Below are 16,437 nucleotides of genomic sequence, written 5' to 3'. Positions count from 1 at the left end.
CCACCCCTCGTCTTACGGGTCGAGACGCACCCAACCCTCAAGCCCCGGTTGCGTCCTGCCGTGACAGAATCTCGGCCTGAACAGCGGCGATGAGGGTGTGAGCGCAGTGACACGGCGGACCAGGACCGGCACATGGGACCGCTTCGTGGCGTCGGACCCGGGGCTGCTGCGGCTGATGGCGGGCCTGCGTACGGTCGCGGCGATCGCCCTGACGCTCGTCGTCCTCGCCCTGTTCGGCACGGACGTCACGCACATGGTCGCGGGCGCCATGACGGCCATGGTCGCCACCTTCGCCATCAAGGAGAAGGAGGTCCGCGACCAGGCGGTCACGCTCGCGCTCGGCCTGCCCGTCTCACTGGCGGCGATATCGCTCGCCGCGCTCCTTCACGACCAGGTCATCGCGGGTGACGTGTTCTTCGTGGCGCTGATCTTCGGCGCCGTCTACAGCCGCCGCTTCGGCGACCGGGGCACGGCCCTCGGCCTGATCGGCTTCCAGGTCTACTTCGTCTCCCTCTTCGTCGGCGCCACCAGCGCGGCGCTGCCCGAGCTGTATCTGGCCCTGACCGTCGCCTTCGTATGCAGCGCCGTCGTCCGGTTCGCCGTCGTGCCGGAGTCGCCCGAGCGCGACCTCGGCCGGCTCCGGGTCGCCTTCCGGGCGCGGCTCGCGCAGCTTGTGGCCACCCAGATCGAGCTCCTGGACGCGACCCCCGAGCAGTTGGAGAAGGTCCTCGACGAGCTGCGCCGGGGCACCGCCCGGCTGCACGAGACGGCCCTGATGATCCAGGGCCGCCTGGAGGAGGGCACACCGGACGCGGCCACCGCGGCCCTCGTGCAACGCCGTGTCGCGGACGCGGAGATCGCCGCCGAACGTCTCGGCGTACTCCTCCTCAACGCGCGCAGCGCCGAACGCGCGGACACCCTCACCCTGCATCTGCCGCACGCGCCCGTACCGGAGACCGGCACGCGGATCCGCCCCGAGGACGACGCGACGGTCACCCTGCGCCGGGACCTGCGGGCGCTGCACCTGCTGGTGTCCCGGCCGGTCGCCGCCGACCGGGGCACGGCCCTCGCGCATGTGCGCAACAGGCTGCTCGGCTACCGCGACGAGGACAATCTGCCGCGGGCCTCGATCGCCGTACAGGACGTCTTCCGCGGCATCGGTGAGTCCGCCCGCGCCGTGCTCGGCCTGCGCCTCGCCCTGGACGGGCCGCAGGACGAGTCCGACGACTCTCCGGCGACGACCCGATCCCGCGAGGAGTTCGACGCCGAGGACATCGCGATCGCCGGCGTCGAGCAGATCGACGAGGCGGCGGACGAGGAACCCTCCGGCCTTCGGCGCCCCACCACGCGGGCCGCCTTCCAGGTCGCGGTGGGCTCGACGCTCGCCATCATCGGCGGCGAGTTCCTCTCCACGCAGCGCTGGTACTGGGCGGTGCTGACCTGCTGGGTGGTGTTCCTCAACACCGCGTCCACCGGCGAGATCATGGTCAAGGGCTACCGGCGGCTGCTCGGCACCGTGCTCGGCGTGGTCGCCGGTGTGGCCCTCGCGGGGCTCGTCGGCAACCACACCTGGCTCGCGTTCGGCCTCGTACTGCTCTTCATCTTCGCGATGTTCTTCACCGCTCCCCTGTCGTACGCGCTGATGTCCTTCTTCGTCACGGCGATGCTGGGCCTGCTCTACACCCTCCTGAACACCTACAGCCTCGCCGTGCTCTGGCTGCGCATCGAGGAGACGGCACTCGGCGCGGCCTGCGGCATCATCGCCGCCGTCCTCGTCCTGCCGGTGCACACCGACCGCCGCACCGACGAGCTGCTGAGCACGGTCCTTGCCCGGCTCGCCGACGTCGTCTCCGCGTCGGTGGAGCAGCTCAGCGGCGGCCCCGCGGTCGATCTCCTGGACAAGGCGCGGGACTTGGACACCGCGCTCGACGATCTGCGCGCCTCCACCCAGCCGCTGACCCACCCGATCACCCCGCTGCGCGGCCGCCGCCGGACCGCCCGCTATCTGGTGGCGCTCCTGGAGACCTGCGCGTACCACGCCCGTTCGCTGGCGGCGACCGCCGAACTCGTGCCGTACAGCAAGACCGTCGCGGCCGATCCGCGCCTCGCCAAGGCCGGTCGCCTCATCGCCCGCAACCTCGACGTCATCACCGCGTACGTCGACGACGACAAGGCGAACGGCGAGGTCAAGGCCGGCGCCAGCATCGCCTCCATGCTGGAGGCCGACGGCTCCGGCGCGCTGCGCTCGGGCACGGTGACCTACCGCGTCCTGCGCCATCTCCAGCGCCTCGACGAAGGCGTGGTGGGCCTCGCCCGCCCCCTCGACGTACCGGTCGCGGGACGTCCGGGGAGCAAGGCGAAGCGCGCCCGCGCGGTGCCTGTTCAAGGAGCGGACAGCACAGGCACCTGAGCCTCGGCGAGCACCGGGTAGTCGGTGTAACCGGCCTCCCCGCCCGTGTACATCAGCCCCTTCTCGCGTACGGGATTGAGCGGCGCCCCGATGCGCATCCGCTCGACCATGTCGGGGTTGGCGAGGAACGAGCGGCCGAGCGAGATCAGGTCGGCGCCCGCGGCGAGGAGCCGCTCGCCCGCCTGCCGTCCGCCGTCGGTGAGCAGCGGACCTCCCCAGCCGAGCACCGGGTTGGCGATGAGCGTGCCGGGCCAGTTCTTACGAATGTCCTGGAAAACCGGCTGCTCCGGGTCGGCGAAGACCACGTGTCCGGGGGCGATGCGTACGCCGACGCGCTCGGGCCCGATCGCGGCGGCGACGGCCTCGACGACCTCCACGACGAAGCGGATGCGGGCGGCGACCGGGCCGCCGTAGGCGTCGGTGCGGTGGTTGGTGCCCTTCGCCAGGAACTGGTGGAGGAGGTAGCCATTGGCGGCGTGCACCTCCACTCCGGCGAAACCGGCGTCGATGGCGTGGCGGGCGGCCGCGGCGAAGTCCACCACGGTGGACTGGATCTCCTCGCCGGTCATCTCCCGCGGTACGGCGGCGGCTTGATGCCCGTTCGCGGCGACCGCGGCGCGCCGGAGCGTGGACGCCCCGCTGCCGGAGTCCGAGCGGGCCGACATCGACCGGGTCACCGCGGCGGCGCTCGCGGCCCTCGGCCGGGCGGCCTTCACGGAGGAGTACGAGCGCGGCACCGCGACGGACCCCACAGAGGCCGCGCGGACGGCCGCCGCCGAACTCAGTCGGCGGGCGTGAGGAACGGGGCGAGCAGCGTCAACGCCTCCAGGACCTCGTGCGCGTCCGGCGTGGCCTCCGGGTCGGCCATCCACTGCAGCATCAGGCCGTCGCACAGCGCGATGACCACCGAGGAGACGACCTCGGCACCGGGAGGCGGCGCGATCCCCAGCTCGGCGCAGGCGTCGGCGGTCATCGCGAAGCCCGCCCTGCGCGCCTCCGCGTAACCGGCGGCGAGCCGCTCGCGCAGGGCGCCGGACCGCACGGCCGGCGGGAACGCCTCGATGTAGCTGACGACCACGGGCCGCAGCTCGTCGAACGAGTCGATCAGCGCGACGAGCGCCGACTCCAACTGCGCCCGAGGCCCCTGACCTGCGCTCGCGGACACCGCGTCGCGCACGCGATCCGTCCACACCTCGAAGCACCGGCCGAGCGCCTCGTCCAGCAGGCCCTCCATGCCGCCGAAGTGATAGCCGATCGAGCCGAGTCCGGCGCCGGACGCCTCGGCGACATCGCGCGCCGTCGTGCGCGCGTACCCCTTCTCCTGAAGGCAGAAGAGTGCCCCGTCCAGGATCTTGTCGCGGTGACTTCTCGACTTCGACACGGGCACGGGCGGCACGGGCGGCACGGGTGCGGGCTGCTTCGGCATGAGCCCAATCTATACAGGCGTACCGCACATCCGTACGGTACAAGTGTTCAGTCTCCACGGGCTGTTCAGTCTCTGCGGCTGTTCGGACTCTGTTGGCGGTTCGGACTTTCGCATCGACCTCACCGACGAGGAGCGTGCCGATGACTCCCGCCTCTCCGCCTCCGGGCCCGCGCCTGCCCGCGCCGCTCCAGACGGCGCTGTTCCTCGCCGCGCCGGGCCGCTTCACGCGCGCCGCCCAGCGGCGCTATGGACCCGCCTTCCAGGTCCGCTTCCTCGGCTTCCCGCCCGAAGTACTCGTCACGAACGCCGAGTTGGCGGCGGAGATCTACACCGTCGACGCGGGCGGCGGGCGCGCCGGCGAGGTGCGGCGGCAGTTCCTGGAGCCGATGGTCGGCAAGCACTCCCTGCTCAGCCTCGACGGCGACCCGTGGTGGCGGCACCGGCGTCTGCTCAGCCCGCCGCTGCACGGCAGGTCCATCGCCCGCTACCGGCAGGAGATAGCCGACATCGCCGCCACGGAGATCGCGCGCTGGCCGCACGACCGGCCGTTTGTCCTGCGCGACTCCCTGCAGAGCATCACCCTCGAGGTCATCCTGCGCCTGGTCTTCGGCATCCGCGACGCCGCCCGCCTCGACCGACTGCGCGCCCTGATACCGGAGTTGATCGAGGTCGGCGGGTCGGCGGCGCTCCTCATGACCCCGCCCCGGGTCAGCGCCTGGACCCAGACCTCCCCCGTGCTGCGCCGGATGACGTTCCTGCCTACCACGCGGTTCCTGCGGGTGCGCGACGCGGTGGACGCGATCCTGTACGAGGAGATCGCGCGGCGGCGCCGCGAGCCGGTGCCCGGCGCGACCGACGTACTCTCCCGCCTCCTGGAAGCCCGTGACGAGGACGGCACTCCCCTCGGCGACCAGGAGTTGCGCGACGAGCTGATCACCCTGCTGGAGGCCGGGCACGAGACCACGGCGACGGGGCTCGCCTGGGCCTTCGAACGCCTCCTGCGCACCCCTGACGTCCTCGCGAAGCTGCACGCCGAGCTCGAACTCGGCGCGGACGAACGGTACTTGGACGCGGTCGTCAAGGAAGCGCTGCGCTCCCGGCCGGTGGTGTACGACGCTCCGCGCCTCCTTGACGTCCCGCTGAAACTCGGCGCGTACGAGGTCCCGGCGGGCTGGTACGCCGGGCCGCTCATCTCCCTGATCCACCGTGACCCGGACGCCTTCCCGCAGCCGGACGAGTTCCGGCCCGAACGTTTCCTGGGCGATGAGGCCGCCCGCGCACAGCAGTCGTGGATGCCCTTCGGCGGTGGTCGGCGCTACTGCGTGGGCGCCCAACTCGCCCTGCTCGAAATGAAAGTGATCATCCGTGAGGTGTTGGAGCGGACCGATCTGACCGTGCCGGACCCGGCGCCGGAGAAGCCGCGGATGCGGCATGTCACCCTGGTTCCCGCACGCGGCACCCGGGTCGTGGCGCGGCGCGAGAACACCGGGGGAAACACCAAAGGAAGCATCGTGGGCAGGCGCAGGACCGTGACCGTACGAGAAGAGATCGCGGCCTCTCCGGACGTGGTGTGGGCGGCCTTGGCCGATGTGACCAGGATGGGCGAGTGGAGCCCCGAGTGCACCGGCGGGCGCTGGATCGGCGGTGCCACGCGGGCCGCGGCAGGCGCCCGGTTCGAGGGCGCCAACCGCAAGGACCGCGTCCGCTGGACCACCCGCTGCGCCATCACCCTGGCGGAGCCGGGTCGCGCCCTGGCCTGGGAGGTGAAGGTGGGTGTGCCGCTGTCCCGTTGGAGCTTCACACTCACGCCCACCGAGAGCGGCACCCTCGTCGAACAGACCTGGCGCGATCTGCGCGTCGGACCCTTCGGGGCACTGGCGGCCCGTCTCGGCGAGGCGGGACTGCGCACGGGTCCCCGCGCCGACCACAACGAACGCGGTATGCGCGCCACGCTCACGGCGCTCAAACAGCATCTGGAATCGGCCCGCACGACTCCCCTGGAACCGGCCACGGCCTGAGGAACGGGCCGAGTGGGCGGACGGTCAATCCGCCGCGATGGCCCCACGCACCTCGCGGAGCGAAGTGACGCCGTCGGAGGCCAGAAAATGACCGGCTCCGGGGACGACGTCCGCCGAGGTCCCCAGGAGCCCGGCGAGGCGGTCGGTGTGGCCGACGGGTACGTACGGGTCCGCGTCGGACCGGATGACGGTGAGCCGGCCGATGCGGCCGCCGAGCCCTGCCACGTCACAGCCGTCCCCGATGTAGGCGTCCAGGTCCGGGAGCGCGGGCAGTCGGTCGACGAACCCGGCGACGAGTACGAGGGTGCCCAACTGCCAGGGTTCCGTGAGCGATCGCAGATGGCGCAGCACGGTCAGGCAGCCCAGGCTGTGCGCGACGACGATCGAGTTCTGGTCGGGGACTCCCACGTCGGCGCGTACGGCCTCCGTCCACTGTGCGGGGTCCGGGACAAGCGGGTTCGGGAGGGCCGGGACGGTGGCCGGGATGCCGTCCGCGTCGAGTTGCCCGGCCAGCCAGCCGAACCAGTGGTCCTCGGGGGACGCGCCGTACCCGTGGATGATCGAGGCGCGCCGCTGCGTTGTTCGAAGGGTCATGTCGCAGGACGGTATGGGTTCACGCCGGCGTGAAGGTCAAGCCGAATCCGTCCGAGTCAAGCCGATGAGGGGAATCGACGGTGCTGATCAGCGAACTCGCCGATCTGACCGGCGTGAGCGCGCGGGCGCTGCGCCACTACGAGGAGCGGGGACTGCTGGTTCCGGATCGCAACAGCAGCGGGTACCGGGACTACTCCGCGTCCGATGTCACCCGCGTCGCCCAGATCCGGACGATGATCTCCGCCGGTCTGGGGACCGCGACCATCCAGCGGTACCTCGACTGCGCCCGCACCGGCGAGCACGGCACTTCCCTGGAGATGTGCCCCGACCTGCGGGCCGAGCTTGACGCCCTGGCCGGACGTCTCGCCGCCCAACAGGCCCAACTCCGTGAGACACAGCGCCGGTTGAGCGGGCTCGCGGCTGCGGGCTGAGGCGGTTCGGCGCCTGCGTGGGTCACGGTTGTCCGGGTGGAGGCAATGTTCGTGCACCACCCGGCAGCGACTCCAGGAGGAAGACCGCCGCGTCCCGCAGTGAGGTCGGCACGTCCGTGCGCCCGCGCAGCCGGGTCGCCGTTCCGCCGAGTGTCTCGGTCGTGCGTACGGAACCGATGCGGGCGGCGTCAGGAGCGATCTCCGCGATGAGATCTTCCGCCTCGCTCCAGGCCCCCGCCCCCACGAGGGCCGCGAGGAGCTGCGCCGTGAACACCTTGCGGTAGGACGGCCCGGGCGCGGTGGCGGCGCGGTGCAGCGAGGGGACGGCCCGGTCCCAGCGGCCCAGTCTGGCCTGGACCCAGCCCTGGTGGCCGACGAGTTCGGTCTCGTCGAACCACCAGGCCCAGGGCGGATCGTGGCGCGAGACGCCGTCCAGGAACCGGCTGTGCGCGCGGGAGATCAGCTTCACGGACTCGCTGCGGCCGCCCAGCATGGCGACCGCGTGGGCCTGCCGCACCAGGACGAGACTGCCGACCCGAGCGGGCAGCGCCCGCGCCCCGGCCGTGCGGGCGGCGGCGTCCAGAGCTGCCCGGGGTTCTCCGGTGTGGGCCTTGAGCATGCTGTGGTTCAGGAACACGAAGCGGGCCATCCAGCGGTCGCCGCAGAGTTCGGCCAGGGCCGCCGCGCGGACGTTCATCCGGTGGGCCGCACGGTAGCGGCCCGCGTCGAAGAGGATCCAGCCGACGACCTCGCACAGCTCGGCGAGCGCCGCGAGCCGGTCGCTGTCCTGGTGGCGCAGGGCCCGGGGATCGGCGGACAGCTCCGGCAGGCGCCGTATCGCCTCGCGCACGAGGGGCAATGCCGCCCTCGCACCGCACTCGGCGTCGAGGACCACCAGACGCTTCACGACGCGTACGGCCAGGGGGACCATCCGCCTACCGTACGACTCGGTGCGGCATGCCTCCGGCCGGGCCAGTCGCCGAGTTCCCCGACCTGGCCGGTCCGCTGCGGGCTTCGCTCAGGCGTAGCTCCGCCGCCCGCGCCGGTAGGCGATCTCCCCCAGGACGATGTCCACGGCGAGGAAGGCCGCCAGGGGGATGCCGAGCAGCGGGACGAAGTAGCCGAGTGCGGCGATCGCCGCCATCAGCGGGACCAGGACGTACGCCGGTACGTTCTGCCACGCGCCGCGCGGCAGCGGGCGGCCGAAGGCGGTGCCGCGGCCGCGCTGCCACCACATGCGGTAGCCCCACACGATCAGCAGGATCAAGCAGAGGGCGAGCGCGGCGAGGGCGATCTGGTTGGCGAGGCCGAACAGGACGCCGGTGTGCGCGTCGATGCCCCAGCGGGTGAGCTTGGCGAGCACGGGATAGTCGGCGAACCGCTGTACGTCGGTGACCTCTCCGGTGGCCGGGTCGACGGCGACGGAGTCCTGCTTCGTGGGCCAGCTGCGCTGGACCTGACTGACGACGTACGCAGATGACGCGTCGGCGGGCGCGACGATCTCCACCGGGTTGCCGAGCCCCTCGGCGCGGGCCGTCTTCAGCACGGCGTCCAGGCCGACGTCGTCGCCCTTCGCGGCGCCCGCCGAGCCGGACGCGTCGTGCTCGGCGTGTTCCCCGCCGCCGCCCGCGACGCCCGCCGTCACCGTCGGTGTCGTCTGCCCGATGGCCTCGCGCAGGTCGCTGATGCTCTCTCCGGCGTACGTCGACCAGGTGAGGCCCGTCGCCGACAGGAAGATCAGTCCGACGGCGGCCCATACTCCGACCGAACCGTGCAGCGACAGCGTGCGCCGGCGGCCGGTGGTGCCGCGCAGCTTGCGGCGGGCCCTTCGCCGTCCGAACCACAGGACGAGGCCGCCGCCGGCGATCACCCACAGCCAGCTTGCGGCGAGTTCGCTGTAGAGGCGGCCGGGCTCGCCGAGGTGCAGATTGCGGTGGAGTTCGGAGACCCAGGTGCGCAGCGGCAGGGCGCCGGTGGAGCCGTACTGCTCAAGGGCGCCGCGGACCTCCCCGTTGTACGGGTTCACGAAGACGGCGAGCTTGTGGTCTTCGTCCACGCCGGGCGCTCCGCTCAGCAGGACGCGCGTCGTGGCGCCCTCCTCCGGCGAGGGGCGCACCGCGCCGATCTCGCCTTCGGGGTACGCCTTGCGGGCGGCGGCGACCTGCCGCGAGACGGGGAGTTCGGTGCCGTTCGCGCTCACAGGGACGCGCATTTCATGGTCGTACACGATCTTCTCGGCCTGGAAGGAGCCGGCGTAGAGAAGTCCCGTCGTGGCGGCGATGAGCAGGAAGGGCGCGATGAGTACCCCGGCGTAGAAGTGCAGCCGCAGCACCAGCGGACGCAGCGACGCCCATCCGGACCGGCCTGCGGAGGGTGCATCCCCCGGGGTCTCCTGCCCGTCGTCCGGGGCGAGAAGTGTGGGTTCGGCGGACATGAGGGGCTCTCCTGGGTCACGGGTGGTGCGGACGCGGTCGGCCGCCATCGGGCCGGTCCATGAGTCGGCCTAAGCGACGGAAGAGTTCCCTCCGATCCGCAATTCCTTTGTGATGTACGCCACACAGAAAGGGGGTGGGGGAACGGCGTCGATTCGCCCGGCCGCGCCTTCACCCGCGCGGCGGCCAGGACTAGCGTCGGGAGATCGGGAGAGTTCTCCCTCTCCTCCCGCCCCGACTCCGTTGGAGACGCGATGCTCCAGACACGCGAGGGGTTCGACAGCCTTGCCTCTCGGGCCGACCACCGCGCGCCTCGGACGGCGGCCACGCGCTGCTGACCGCGCAGTTGGAGGCGTACGTGATCGCCTGCGAGCGCAGCCATGGGCTGTGCGCCCGGCACGCGCTGGAGAGCTTGCGGGCGTAGTGAGGTGCTGTAGAGCTGCGGGCGCAGCGCAGCGCCGCGGTCGCGGCGGGGCTTGTCGCGGGGACCGTCCGCGAGCACCCCCGTGGATGCGTCAAAATGCCCGGATGGACTATGAGTTCTGGAACGACATCCACGCACGCGGCGGCATCCCCGCGGTCAAGAGCGCCCTGGAGGAGCTGGCGGAGCGCGGTTCCCCCGAAGACGTCGACGCCGCCATGGATCTGGCGTGCCGTGTCATCGCCGACGACACGGCCCGCATCCAGGCCCGCGCGGACCAGGCCGAGGCCAGGCTTCAGATGCTGACCGACGAGGCACGCGAGGTGGAGCGGCAGGTCGATCGCCACGCGGGGCGGGCAGAGCCCGAGTGAGGCCGCGCTGATCGTCCGGCGGCCGGGGCCTGACGCGGGTCCGGGAGGTCGGCGACGGTCCCGACGGCGCACCGGAAGGGCATGGGCGGCGGCCGCCGAGCCGGTCGGCGCGGGGGTCAGTATCCGTCGACGGCCGCACCGGAGGGCCGATGTCCACCGGTGCGGCCGCACCGCCATCCCTGAGGGGGATCCGCGCCGGACGTCATCCTTGCCGGAGGATCGCCCGGACGCCCGCTGCCGGGGCACGCGGCGCCCCGGCCTCAGACCGTTGCGGCGGCCCCGATCGAGCGGCCTCAGAGGTCCCGGTGTCCCCGACCGACGAGGGCTCAGACCGTCCCGGCGGCCCCAACCAACCAGCCACAGACCGTCCCGGCAGCCCCAACCAACCGACCTCAGACCGTCCCGATGACCCCAACCAACCCCAGACCGTTGCCGCGGCACCGGCAACGCGGCCTCAGACCGTGTCGTCAGCTCCCACCGCGAGCACCAGCTTGCCGGTCGTGGACCCCGACTCGATGCGGCGGTGCGCCTCGGCGGCCCGGGTCAGCGGCAGTTCCTCGACGCGCACGCGCAGCTCCCCGCTCGCGGCCGCGGCGATCGCACGGCGCAGCGCACGGCCCGCGTCCGCGGGGAAGGCGCCGGAGAACGCGGCCAGGTTGAAGCCGGAGACCGTCTTGTTGGTGAACCACAGCTCGTTGGCGGGGACCGCGACGTCGTCGGCGCCCGACGCGTTGCCCATGACGATCAGTCGGCCCATCGGGGCGAGCGCATCCAGACCGGTCCGGCGGGCGGGTCCGCCGACCATGTCGACCACGATGTCGAACTCCCCCGCGCCGGCGAGCTCGTCGCGCAGGATCACTTCGTCGTAGCCGAAGCCCTTGGCGGCATCGATCTTCGCCGCGCTGCCCACCGTGCCGACGACCCGGCCCGCGCCGAGCAGCCGGGCGACCTGGCCGAGCTGGCTGCCCACGCCGCCGGCCGCCGCGTGCACCAGGACGCTCTCACCGCGCTGCAGCCGGGCCACCCGCTCAAGGACCAGGAACGCGGTGGTGCTGTTCGACGGGAGCACCGCGGCGACGTCGAGGTCGAGTCCTGAACCGTCCAGCGGCGCGACGAGCTCCGCCGCCGTGGTCACGACCTCGCCGTAGCCGCCGCCGTCGACGATGGTCAGGGCGGCGACCGGCTGTCCCACGCTCAGCCCCCGGACCCCTTCGCCCAGCGCCCGTACGTGACCGGACACCTCGATCCCGGGTACGTACGGCAGCGGTACGTCCACCACACCCTGCCGGAAGAGGACCTCCGCGAAGTTGGCGCCCGCGTACGCCACCTCGACCGACACCTGCCCCGGACCGGGCTCGGGCGTCTTGACCTCGGCGAGGCGCAGAACGTCCGCGGTGCCGAACTCGGGAATGGTCATGGCCTGCATGGTGTGCGTGCTGTGCGCGCTGTTCATCATGATCACCATCGTGCACGACCCGTCCGGCGGCTGACAGTGTCGGCTCATCCTGGGCGTGACACCACCAGGCTCGGCGCCGGTCTCTCCCCCGAACAGGTGGACCGGACCTCTGGCAGGGCCGGGTGTCCGCCCTGTGATCATCGCCGTGTTCCCGCTGCTCATTGGTCCATTCCACTGACGCGTCGCAGGCCGTGCGGCCTCCTCGGGCGAAACCCGCCCGGACCGGCGCTGACATGGGAAATCCTTGTTCCTGGGCATGATTGACGGATCGTCGGGGAGCCGGTACCACTGACGCACGCCCAGCCCCGCACGCCCCATCACGCTTCATCGTCCCAGGAGGCTGCATTGCGAGGATCCGCCAACGCCCGCACCCCTGCCGTCCACAGACGCTCCGTCAGGGCCGCGGGCGCCCTTGTCTCCGCCGGTCTGCTGTTCCCGCTGCTCGGTGCCGCGCCGTCGTCCGGCGCCGCCGCCCCTGCCGCTTCGGCCCGGCTGCAGGACGCCTTCGCGTCGGCCGCCGCCGAGTACCAGGTGCCGCGGAGCGTGCTGCTCGGCGTCTCCTATCTGCAGTCCCGCTGGGACGCGCACGGCGGCGCGCCGAGCGTCACCGGCGGCTACGGCCCGATGCATCTCACAGACGCGCGCACCGCCATCGCCATCGCCGGCGCCGGCGCACCGCACCACAGCGAGGGCGCGGAGGACCCCCGCGGCGACGCGTCGCGTGGCGTACTGAAGCCCAAGGAGTCAAAGGAGTCAAAGGAGTCGGCGGCCGACGTGCCGGAGAACTCCCAACTGCCCGCCCGGCTCAAGACGTTGCCCCGCGCCGCGAAACTCAGCGGCCTGTCCGCCGAGCGCCTGCGCACCGACCCCGCCGCCAATGTGCGCGGCGGAGCCGCCCTGCTCGCCGCCGCTCAGAAGAAGCTCGGCAAACCGCTCAGCGACGATCCGGCCGACTGGTACGGCGCGATCGCCCGCTTCTCCGGAGCCGACGACCAAGCCACGGCGGCGACGTACGCCAATGACGTGTTCGCGGTCATCCGCGACGGCCAGGCTCGCACCACGGACGCCGGGGAGCGCGTGGCGCTCGCGGCGGACAGCGGCCTGCGGCCGGACGCGGCGCAGGTGCAAGGCATGGGGCTGCGGAAGGCGGCCGCGGGCGCGACCGAGTGCCCGAAGACCGTGTCGTGCGAGTGGATCCCCGCGCCGTACGAGGAGTTCAAGGCTCCGGACGGCAGCGACGACTACGGCAACCACGATCTGTCGAACCGCCCCAAGAGCCAGAGCATCGACACGATCGTCATCCATGACACCGAGGGGCGCTGGGAAGGCGTCCTCAAGATGGTGCAGGACCCCACGTACGTGTCGTGGCAGTACACCCTGCGCTCCACCGACGGGCACATCGCCCAGCATGTGAAGGCCAAGGACGTCGCCTGGCACGCGGGCAACTGGTACGTCAACGCCAAGTCGATCGGCCTGGAGCACGAGGGATTCCTCTCGCAGCCCGACAGTTGGTACACGGAGGCGATGTACCGCTCGTCGGCACGCCTGGTGAAGTACCTCGCCAAGAAGTACGACATCCCGCTGGACCGCCAGCACATCATCGGGCATGACAACGTCCAGGGCACGGTGCCTTCGACGATCGCGGGCATGCACACCGACCCCGGCCCCTACTGGGACTGGCAGCACTACTTCACGCTGATGGACAAGCCGTTCGTGCGCACGGCGGGCCCGGACGGCGGCCTGGTGACGGTGGCGCCCGATTACGCCAAGAACCGGCCCGAGTACACGGGTTGCGTGAAGCCGGGCGAGAAGTGCGAGACGCACGGATCGGCAGCGGTGCGCGTGCACACCGAGCCGCGCGACGACGCACCGCTCATCAAGGACATCGGCCTGCGGCCCGGCGGCGGCGACTCGACGATCGGCGTGAACGACATCGGCGCCCGGCTCTCCACCGGCCAGCAGTACGCGGTCGCGGACCGCAAGGGCGACTGGACGGCCGTCTGGTACCTGGGCCAGAAGGCCTGGTTCAAGAACCCGAAGAAGCAGCCGACCGCCCTCGACGCCGCCGGGCCCGTGATCACGCCGAAGTCCGGTGCGGACAGCGTCCCGGTCTACGGTCGCGCCTACCCGGAGAAGGAGGCGTACCCGGCGGGCGTCCCGGCACAGCCGGTCACCCCGTTGCCGTACAAGCTCCTGGCAGGGCAGAAGTACGCGGTCGGCGACAAGATGCCGGGCGAGTACTTCTACGCCCCGACGTTCGACACGGCGCCGCACAAGGTGGTGCGCGGCAAGGACATGTACTACGAGGTCCAGTTCGGGCACCGCGTGGCGTATGTGCGGGCGGCCGACGTACGGGTGGTGCCGTCGGGCTCCTAGGGCTTCCAGGGCTCCTGGAGCCGCCAAGGTCAGTCGGGGCCGGGTCTGCGTGGGGGCAGGCCCGGCCCCGGCGTATGTACGCCGTGCGCGGGCTCAGTCGAAGACGTACCGCTCCCCCGACCGCGCCTTGAACGTCTTCTCGCCGCCGCTCAACAGGCTGCTGCGCAGGGTCAGTTCGCGGGTCCGCGACGCGGTGAGCACGATGCGCGTTGCGCGCCCGCCCGACCACTCGATGTCGAGCCGTGCCCCGCCGCGCGCCCGCAGCCCGCGCACCGATCCCTCGGGCCAGCTCGCGGGCAGCGCGGGCAGCACCTCGATGACGTCGTACTGGCTCTGCAGCAGCATCTCCACGACGCCCGATGTCGCACCGAAGTTGCCGTCGATCTGGAACGGCGGGTGGGTGTCCCAGAGGTTGGGCAGCGTCGAGGACTTGAGCTGCTCGCTCAGCATCTTGTGCGCGTGATCGCCGTCGCGAAGCCGCGCCCAGAAGTTGACCTTCCATGCCTTGGACCAGCCGGTGCCGCCGTCGCCGCGCGCGGTCAGCGACACCTTCGCGGCGTCGGCCCACTTGCTGCCCGGCTTGATCTGCCGTCCGGGGTGCAGGGCGTACAGGTGGGAGACGTGCCGGTGGTCGTTGGTCCTGTCGTCCAAGTCGGCCTTCCACTCCTGGAGTTGGCCCCAGGAGCCGATGCGCAGGCCGGGATCGAGCTTGCCGAGGGTCTGCTCGAGTTCGCCGCGGAAGGCGGCCGAGTCGCCGAGGACGCGGGCGGCCTCCAGGGTGTTGGTGAGCAGGTCGTGGACGATCTGCTGGGCCATGGAGTCGCCCGCGGTGAAGTCGCCGTGCTCGGGCGAGTAGCTGGGGGTGACGACGAGGGTGCCGTCGCGCGGGTCGGTGCGCAGATTGTCGAGCCAGAACTCGGTGGCCTCCTTCATCGCCGGGTAGGCGGTGGAGCGCAGATAGTCCGTGGAGCCGCCGAAGCGGTAGTGCTCGTAGAGCTGTGCGGTGAGCCAGGCGGCCGCCTCGGGGAACCAGAAGGCGGTGGACCAGTCGTGCACCCCGGTGAAGCCGTAGGGGTTGGTCTCGTTGTGCACGACCCAGCCCCGCGAGCCGAACATCTCCTTGGCCGTACGCCGGCCCGGCGCGCGCAGCGCTTCGACGAAGCGGTCGTACGGAGCGGTGGTCTCGGGGAGGTTGGCGGCCTCGGCGAGCCAGTAGTTCATCTGGAGATTGATGTTGGTGTGGTAGTCGGCCGACCAGGGCGGGGTGGTGCTGTTGTTCCACACGCCCTGGAGGTTGGCGGGCAGCGATCCCGCGCGCGACGAGGCGATGAGGAGGTAGCGCCCGTACTGGAAGAAGAGGGCTTCCAGGGCACGGTCGGACGCGCTCGCCCCTCCGCCGTACTCCTTGAGCAGCCGGTCGGTCGGGACGTCGGCGGGCAGGGACTGGCGGATGTCGAGGGTGACCCGGCCGAACAGGTCGCCGTGGTCGCGGAGATGGCGGGCCCGGAGCGCGCCGTGGCCCCGGGCTACGGCCTCGTCGACGGTGCGGGTGACGGCGGCGTGCGGGTCGTCGCCGCGGTAGTCGGGGGAGGTGTCGGCGTAGTCGGTGCCCGCGGCGAGCGCGAACCAGACGTGGTCGGCGCCGCTGACGGTGATGCTGCCGTCGGCGTTCGCGGTGCGCTTGCCGCCCTGGTGGACGACCCGCATCTGCGCCTCGAACTTCAGCCCGTTGTCGGCGAGTTCACCGCGTACGGTCATGCGGTCGCCGTCGGCCTGCGCGGTGAAGTCGGTGCGCGGCGAGGTGTGGCGCAGGGTGCAGGTGACGCTCGCGGGGCGGTCCGCGGTCAGGCGCCCGACGAGCACGCCGTCAGGGTGGCTTGCGAAGAACTCCCGCTCGTGGCGCACCTGTTGGTGGGTGTACGTGACGGTCGCCAGGCCCCGGCGGAGGTCGAGGGAGCGGCGGTAGGTGGCGTCGGGGGCCTGCGGCGCGCCCGGCAGGTCGATGTGCAGGTCGCCGAAGGTCTGGTGGGCGCCGTAGCCGCGCCGCGCCTGGCCGAGCCGCGCCGCGACGGCGTCGGGTCCGAGGCTGCCCTTCGCGTCGAGCTCTTCGCGTACGGCGTCGATGGCGCCCGGTCTGGCCTCCCGCCAGTTGCCGAAGTCGTAGCCGTCGCGGGAGCCGGGGCCGCCGGTCCACAGGGTCTTCTCGTTGAACTGGAGCCGCTCGGATACGAGGGTGCCGAAGACCATGGCGCCGAGCGCGCCGTTGCCGATGGGGAGGGCCTCGCGCTCCCAGTCGGCGGCGGGCGCCGCATACCAGAGCAGCGATTCATCGGATGTATCACGTCGGCGTTCGGCTGCATCTGCGGTATCGGCCAGTACGCCTCCACCCGTAGCCAGTACGGCCGCACCGCCGACGGCGGACTTCATGGTGATTCTTCGGGAGATCCCAGGAGTCATGACCGGTCACGTTAAAAGTCCGATGACTCAGTGGCAAGACACACA

12 protein-coding genes and 1 pseudogene are annotated in these 16,437 nt (G+C 71.8%); 6 read left to right on the top strand and 7 right to left on the bottom strand.

The window, feature by feature from the left end; all coding sequences use genetic code 11:
* Window positions 1-175: 175 nt before the first annotated feature.
* Entirely contained in the window at window positions 176-2,410 is a 2,235-nt protein-coding gene (locus AB0O76_RS06860) for an FUSC family protein (RefSeq protein WP_365486354.1), read from the top strand.
* On the opposite strand, the pseudogene AB0O76_RS06855 reads toward AB0O76_RS06860, so the two are convergent.
* Window positions 2,383-3,009 (bottom strand): annotated as a pseudogene (locus tag AB0O76_RS06855) (alkene reductase); the annotation flags it as partial. The gene AB0O76_RS06860 and the pseudogene AB0O76_RS06855 sit on opposite strands and share 28 nt — an antisense overlap.
* Window positions 3,010-3,037: 28 nt before the next feature.
* On the opposite strand from AB0O76_RS06855, the gene AB0O76_RS06850 reads away from it, so the two are divergent.
* The gene (locus AB0O76_RS06850; protein ID WP_365486201.1) at window positions 3,038-3,208 is read left to right on the top strand and encodes a hypothetical protein; all 171 of its coding nucleotides are present in this window, start codon (window positions 3,038-3,040) and stop codon (window positions 3,206-3,208) included.
* Here AB0O76_RS06850 and AB0O76_RS06845 read toward each other — a convergent pair.
* Window positions 3,192-3,836: a TetR/AcrR family transcriptional regulator gene (locus AB0O76_RS06845; RefSeq protein ID WP_365486199.1), complete on the bottom strand. Its 645-nt coding sequence runs from the start codon at window positions 3,834-3,836 to the stop codon at window positions 3,192-3,194. The genes AB0O76_RS06850 and AB0O76_RS06845 overlap by 17 nt on opposite strands.
* A 140-nt stretch (window positions 3,837-3,976) precedes the next feature.
* On the opposite strand from AB0O76_RS06845, the gene AB0O76_RS06840 reads away from it, so the two are divergent.
* Window positions 3,977-5,854, top strand: coding sequence for a cytochrome P450 (locus AB0O76_RS06840; RefSeq protein ID WP_365486197.1), 1,878 nt, complete (start codon window positions 3,977-3,979; stop codon window positions 5,852-5,854).
* A gap of 24 nt (window positions 5,855-5,878) precedes the next feature.
* On the opposite strand, the gene AB0O76_RS06835 is transcribed toward AB0O76_RS06840, so the two are convergent.
* Window positions 5,879-6,448 carry an alpha/beta hydrolase gene (locus AB0O76_RS06835; protein WP_365486195.1) on the bottom strand — a complete coding sequence of 190 codons (570 nt, stop codon included), beginning with the start codon at window positions 6,446-6,448 and terminating at the stop codon, window positions 5,879-5,881.
* A gap of 80 nt (window positions 6,449-6,528) precedes the next feature.
* Here AB0O76_RS06835 and AB0O76_RS06830 point away from each other — a divergent pair, with 80 nt between their 5' ends.
* Window positions 6,529-6,879 (top strand): MerR family transcriptional regulator, encoded by a 351-nt coding sequence (locus AB0O76_RS06830; RefSeq protein ID WP_365486193.1) that lies wholly within the window; start codon window positions 6,529-6,531, stop codon window positions 6,877-6,879.
* Window positions 6,880-6,901: 22 nt separating this feature from the next.
* Here AB0O76_RS06830 and AB0O76_RS06825 read toward each other — a convergent pair whose 3' ends face one another.
* Window positions 6,902-7,810: a DNA-binding protein gene (locus AB0O76_RS06825; RefSeq protein WP_365486191.1), complete on the bottom strand. Its 909-nt coding sequence runs from the start codon at window positions 7,808-7,810 to the stop codon at window positions 6,902-6,904.
* An 87-nt stretch (window positions 7,811-7,897) separates the two neighbouring features.
* Window positions 7,898-9,313: a PepSY domain-containing protein gene (locus tag AB0O76_RS06820; RefSeq protein ID WP_365486189.1), complete on the bottom strand. Its 1,416-nt coding sequence runs from the start codon at window positions 9,311-9,313 to the stop codon at window positions 7,898-7,900.
* Between the two features lie 526 nt (window positions 9,314-9,839).
* Here AB0O76_RS06820 and AB0O76_RS06815 point away from each other — a divergent pair.
* Window positions 9,840-10,103, top strand: a complete 264-nt coding sequence (locus tag AB0O76_RS06815; protein ID WP_365486187.1) for a hypothetical protein — start codon at window positions 9,840-9,842, stop codon at window positions 10,101-10,103.
* A gap of 454 nt (window positions 10,104-10,557) precedes the next feature.
* Here AB0O76_RS06815 and AB0O76_RS06810 read toward each other — a convergent pair whose 3' ends face one another.
* A complete protein-coding gene (locus AB0O76_RS06810; RefSeq protein WP_365486185.1) occupies window positions 10,558-11,559 on the bottom strand; it encodes a zinc-binding dehydrogenase in 1,002 nt (333 codons plus the stop codon).
* Between the two features lie 345 nt (window positions 11,560-11,904).
* Here AB0O76_RS06810 and AB0O76_RS06805 point away from each other — a divergent pair, with 345 nt between their 5' ends.
* Window positions 11,905-13,935: an N-acetylmuramoyl-L-alanine amidase gene (locus tag AB0O76_RS06805; RefSeq protein WP_365486183.1), complete on the top strand. Its 2,031-nt coding sequence runs from the start codon at window positions 11,905-11,907 to the stop codon at window positions 13,933-13,935.
* A 93-nt stretch (window positions 13,936-14,028) separates the two neighbouring features.
* On the opposite strand, the gene AB0O76_RS06800 is transcribed toward AB0O76_RS06805, so the two are convergent.
* Window positions 14,029-16,362, bottom strand: coding sequence for a glycoside hydrolase family 95 protein (locus tag AB0O76_RS06800; protein WP_365486182.1), 2,334 nt, complete (start codon window positions 16,360-16,362; stop codon window positions 14,029-14,031).
* Window positions 16,363-16,437: the final 75 nt, after the last annotated feature.

Source organism: Streptomyces sp. NPDC086554 (assembly GCF_040686095.1).
In the GTDB taxonomy this organism is placed as follows: Bacteria; Actinomycetota; Actinomycetes; order Streptomycetales; family Streptomycetaceae; genus Streptomyces.
This window is presented reverse-complemented; position numbering and strand designations above follow the sequence as displayed.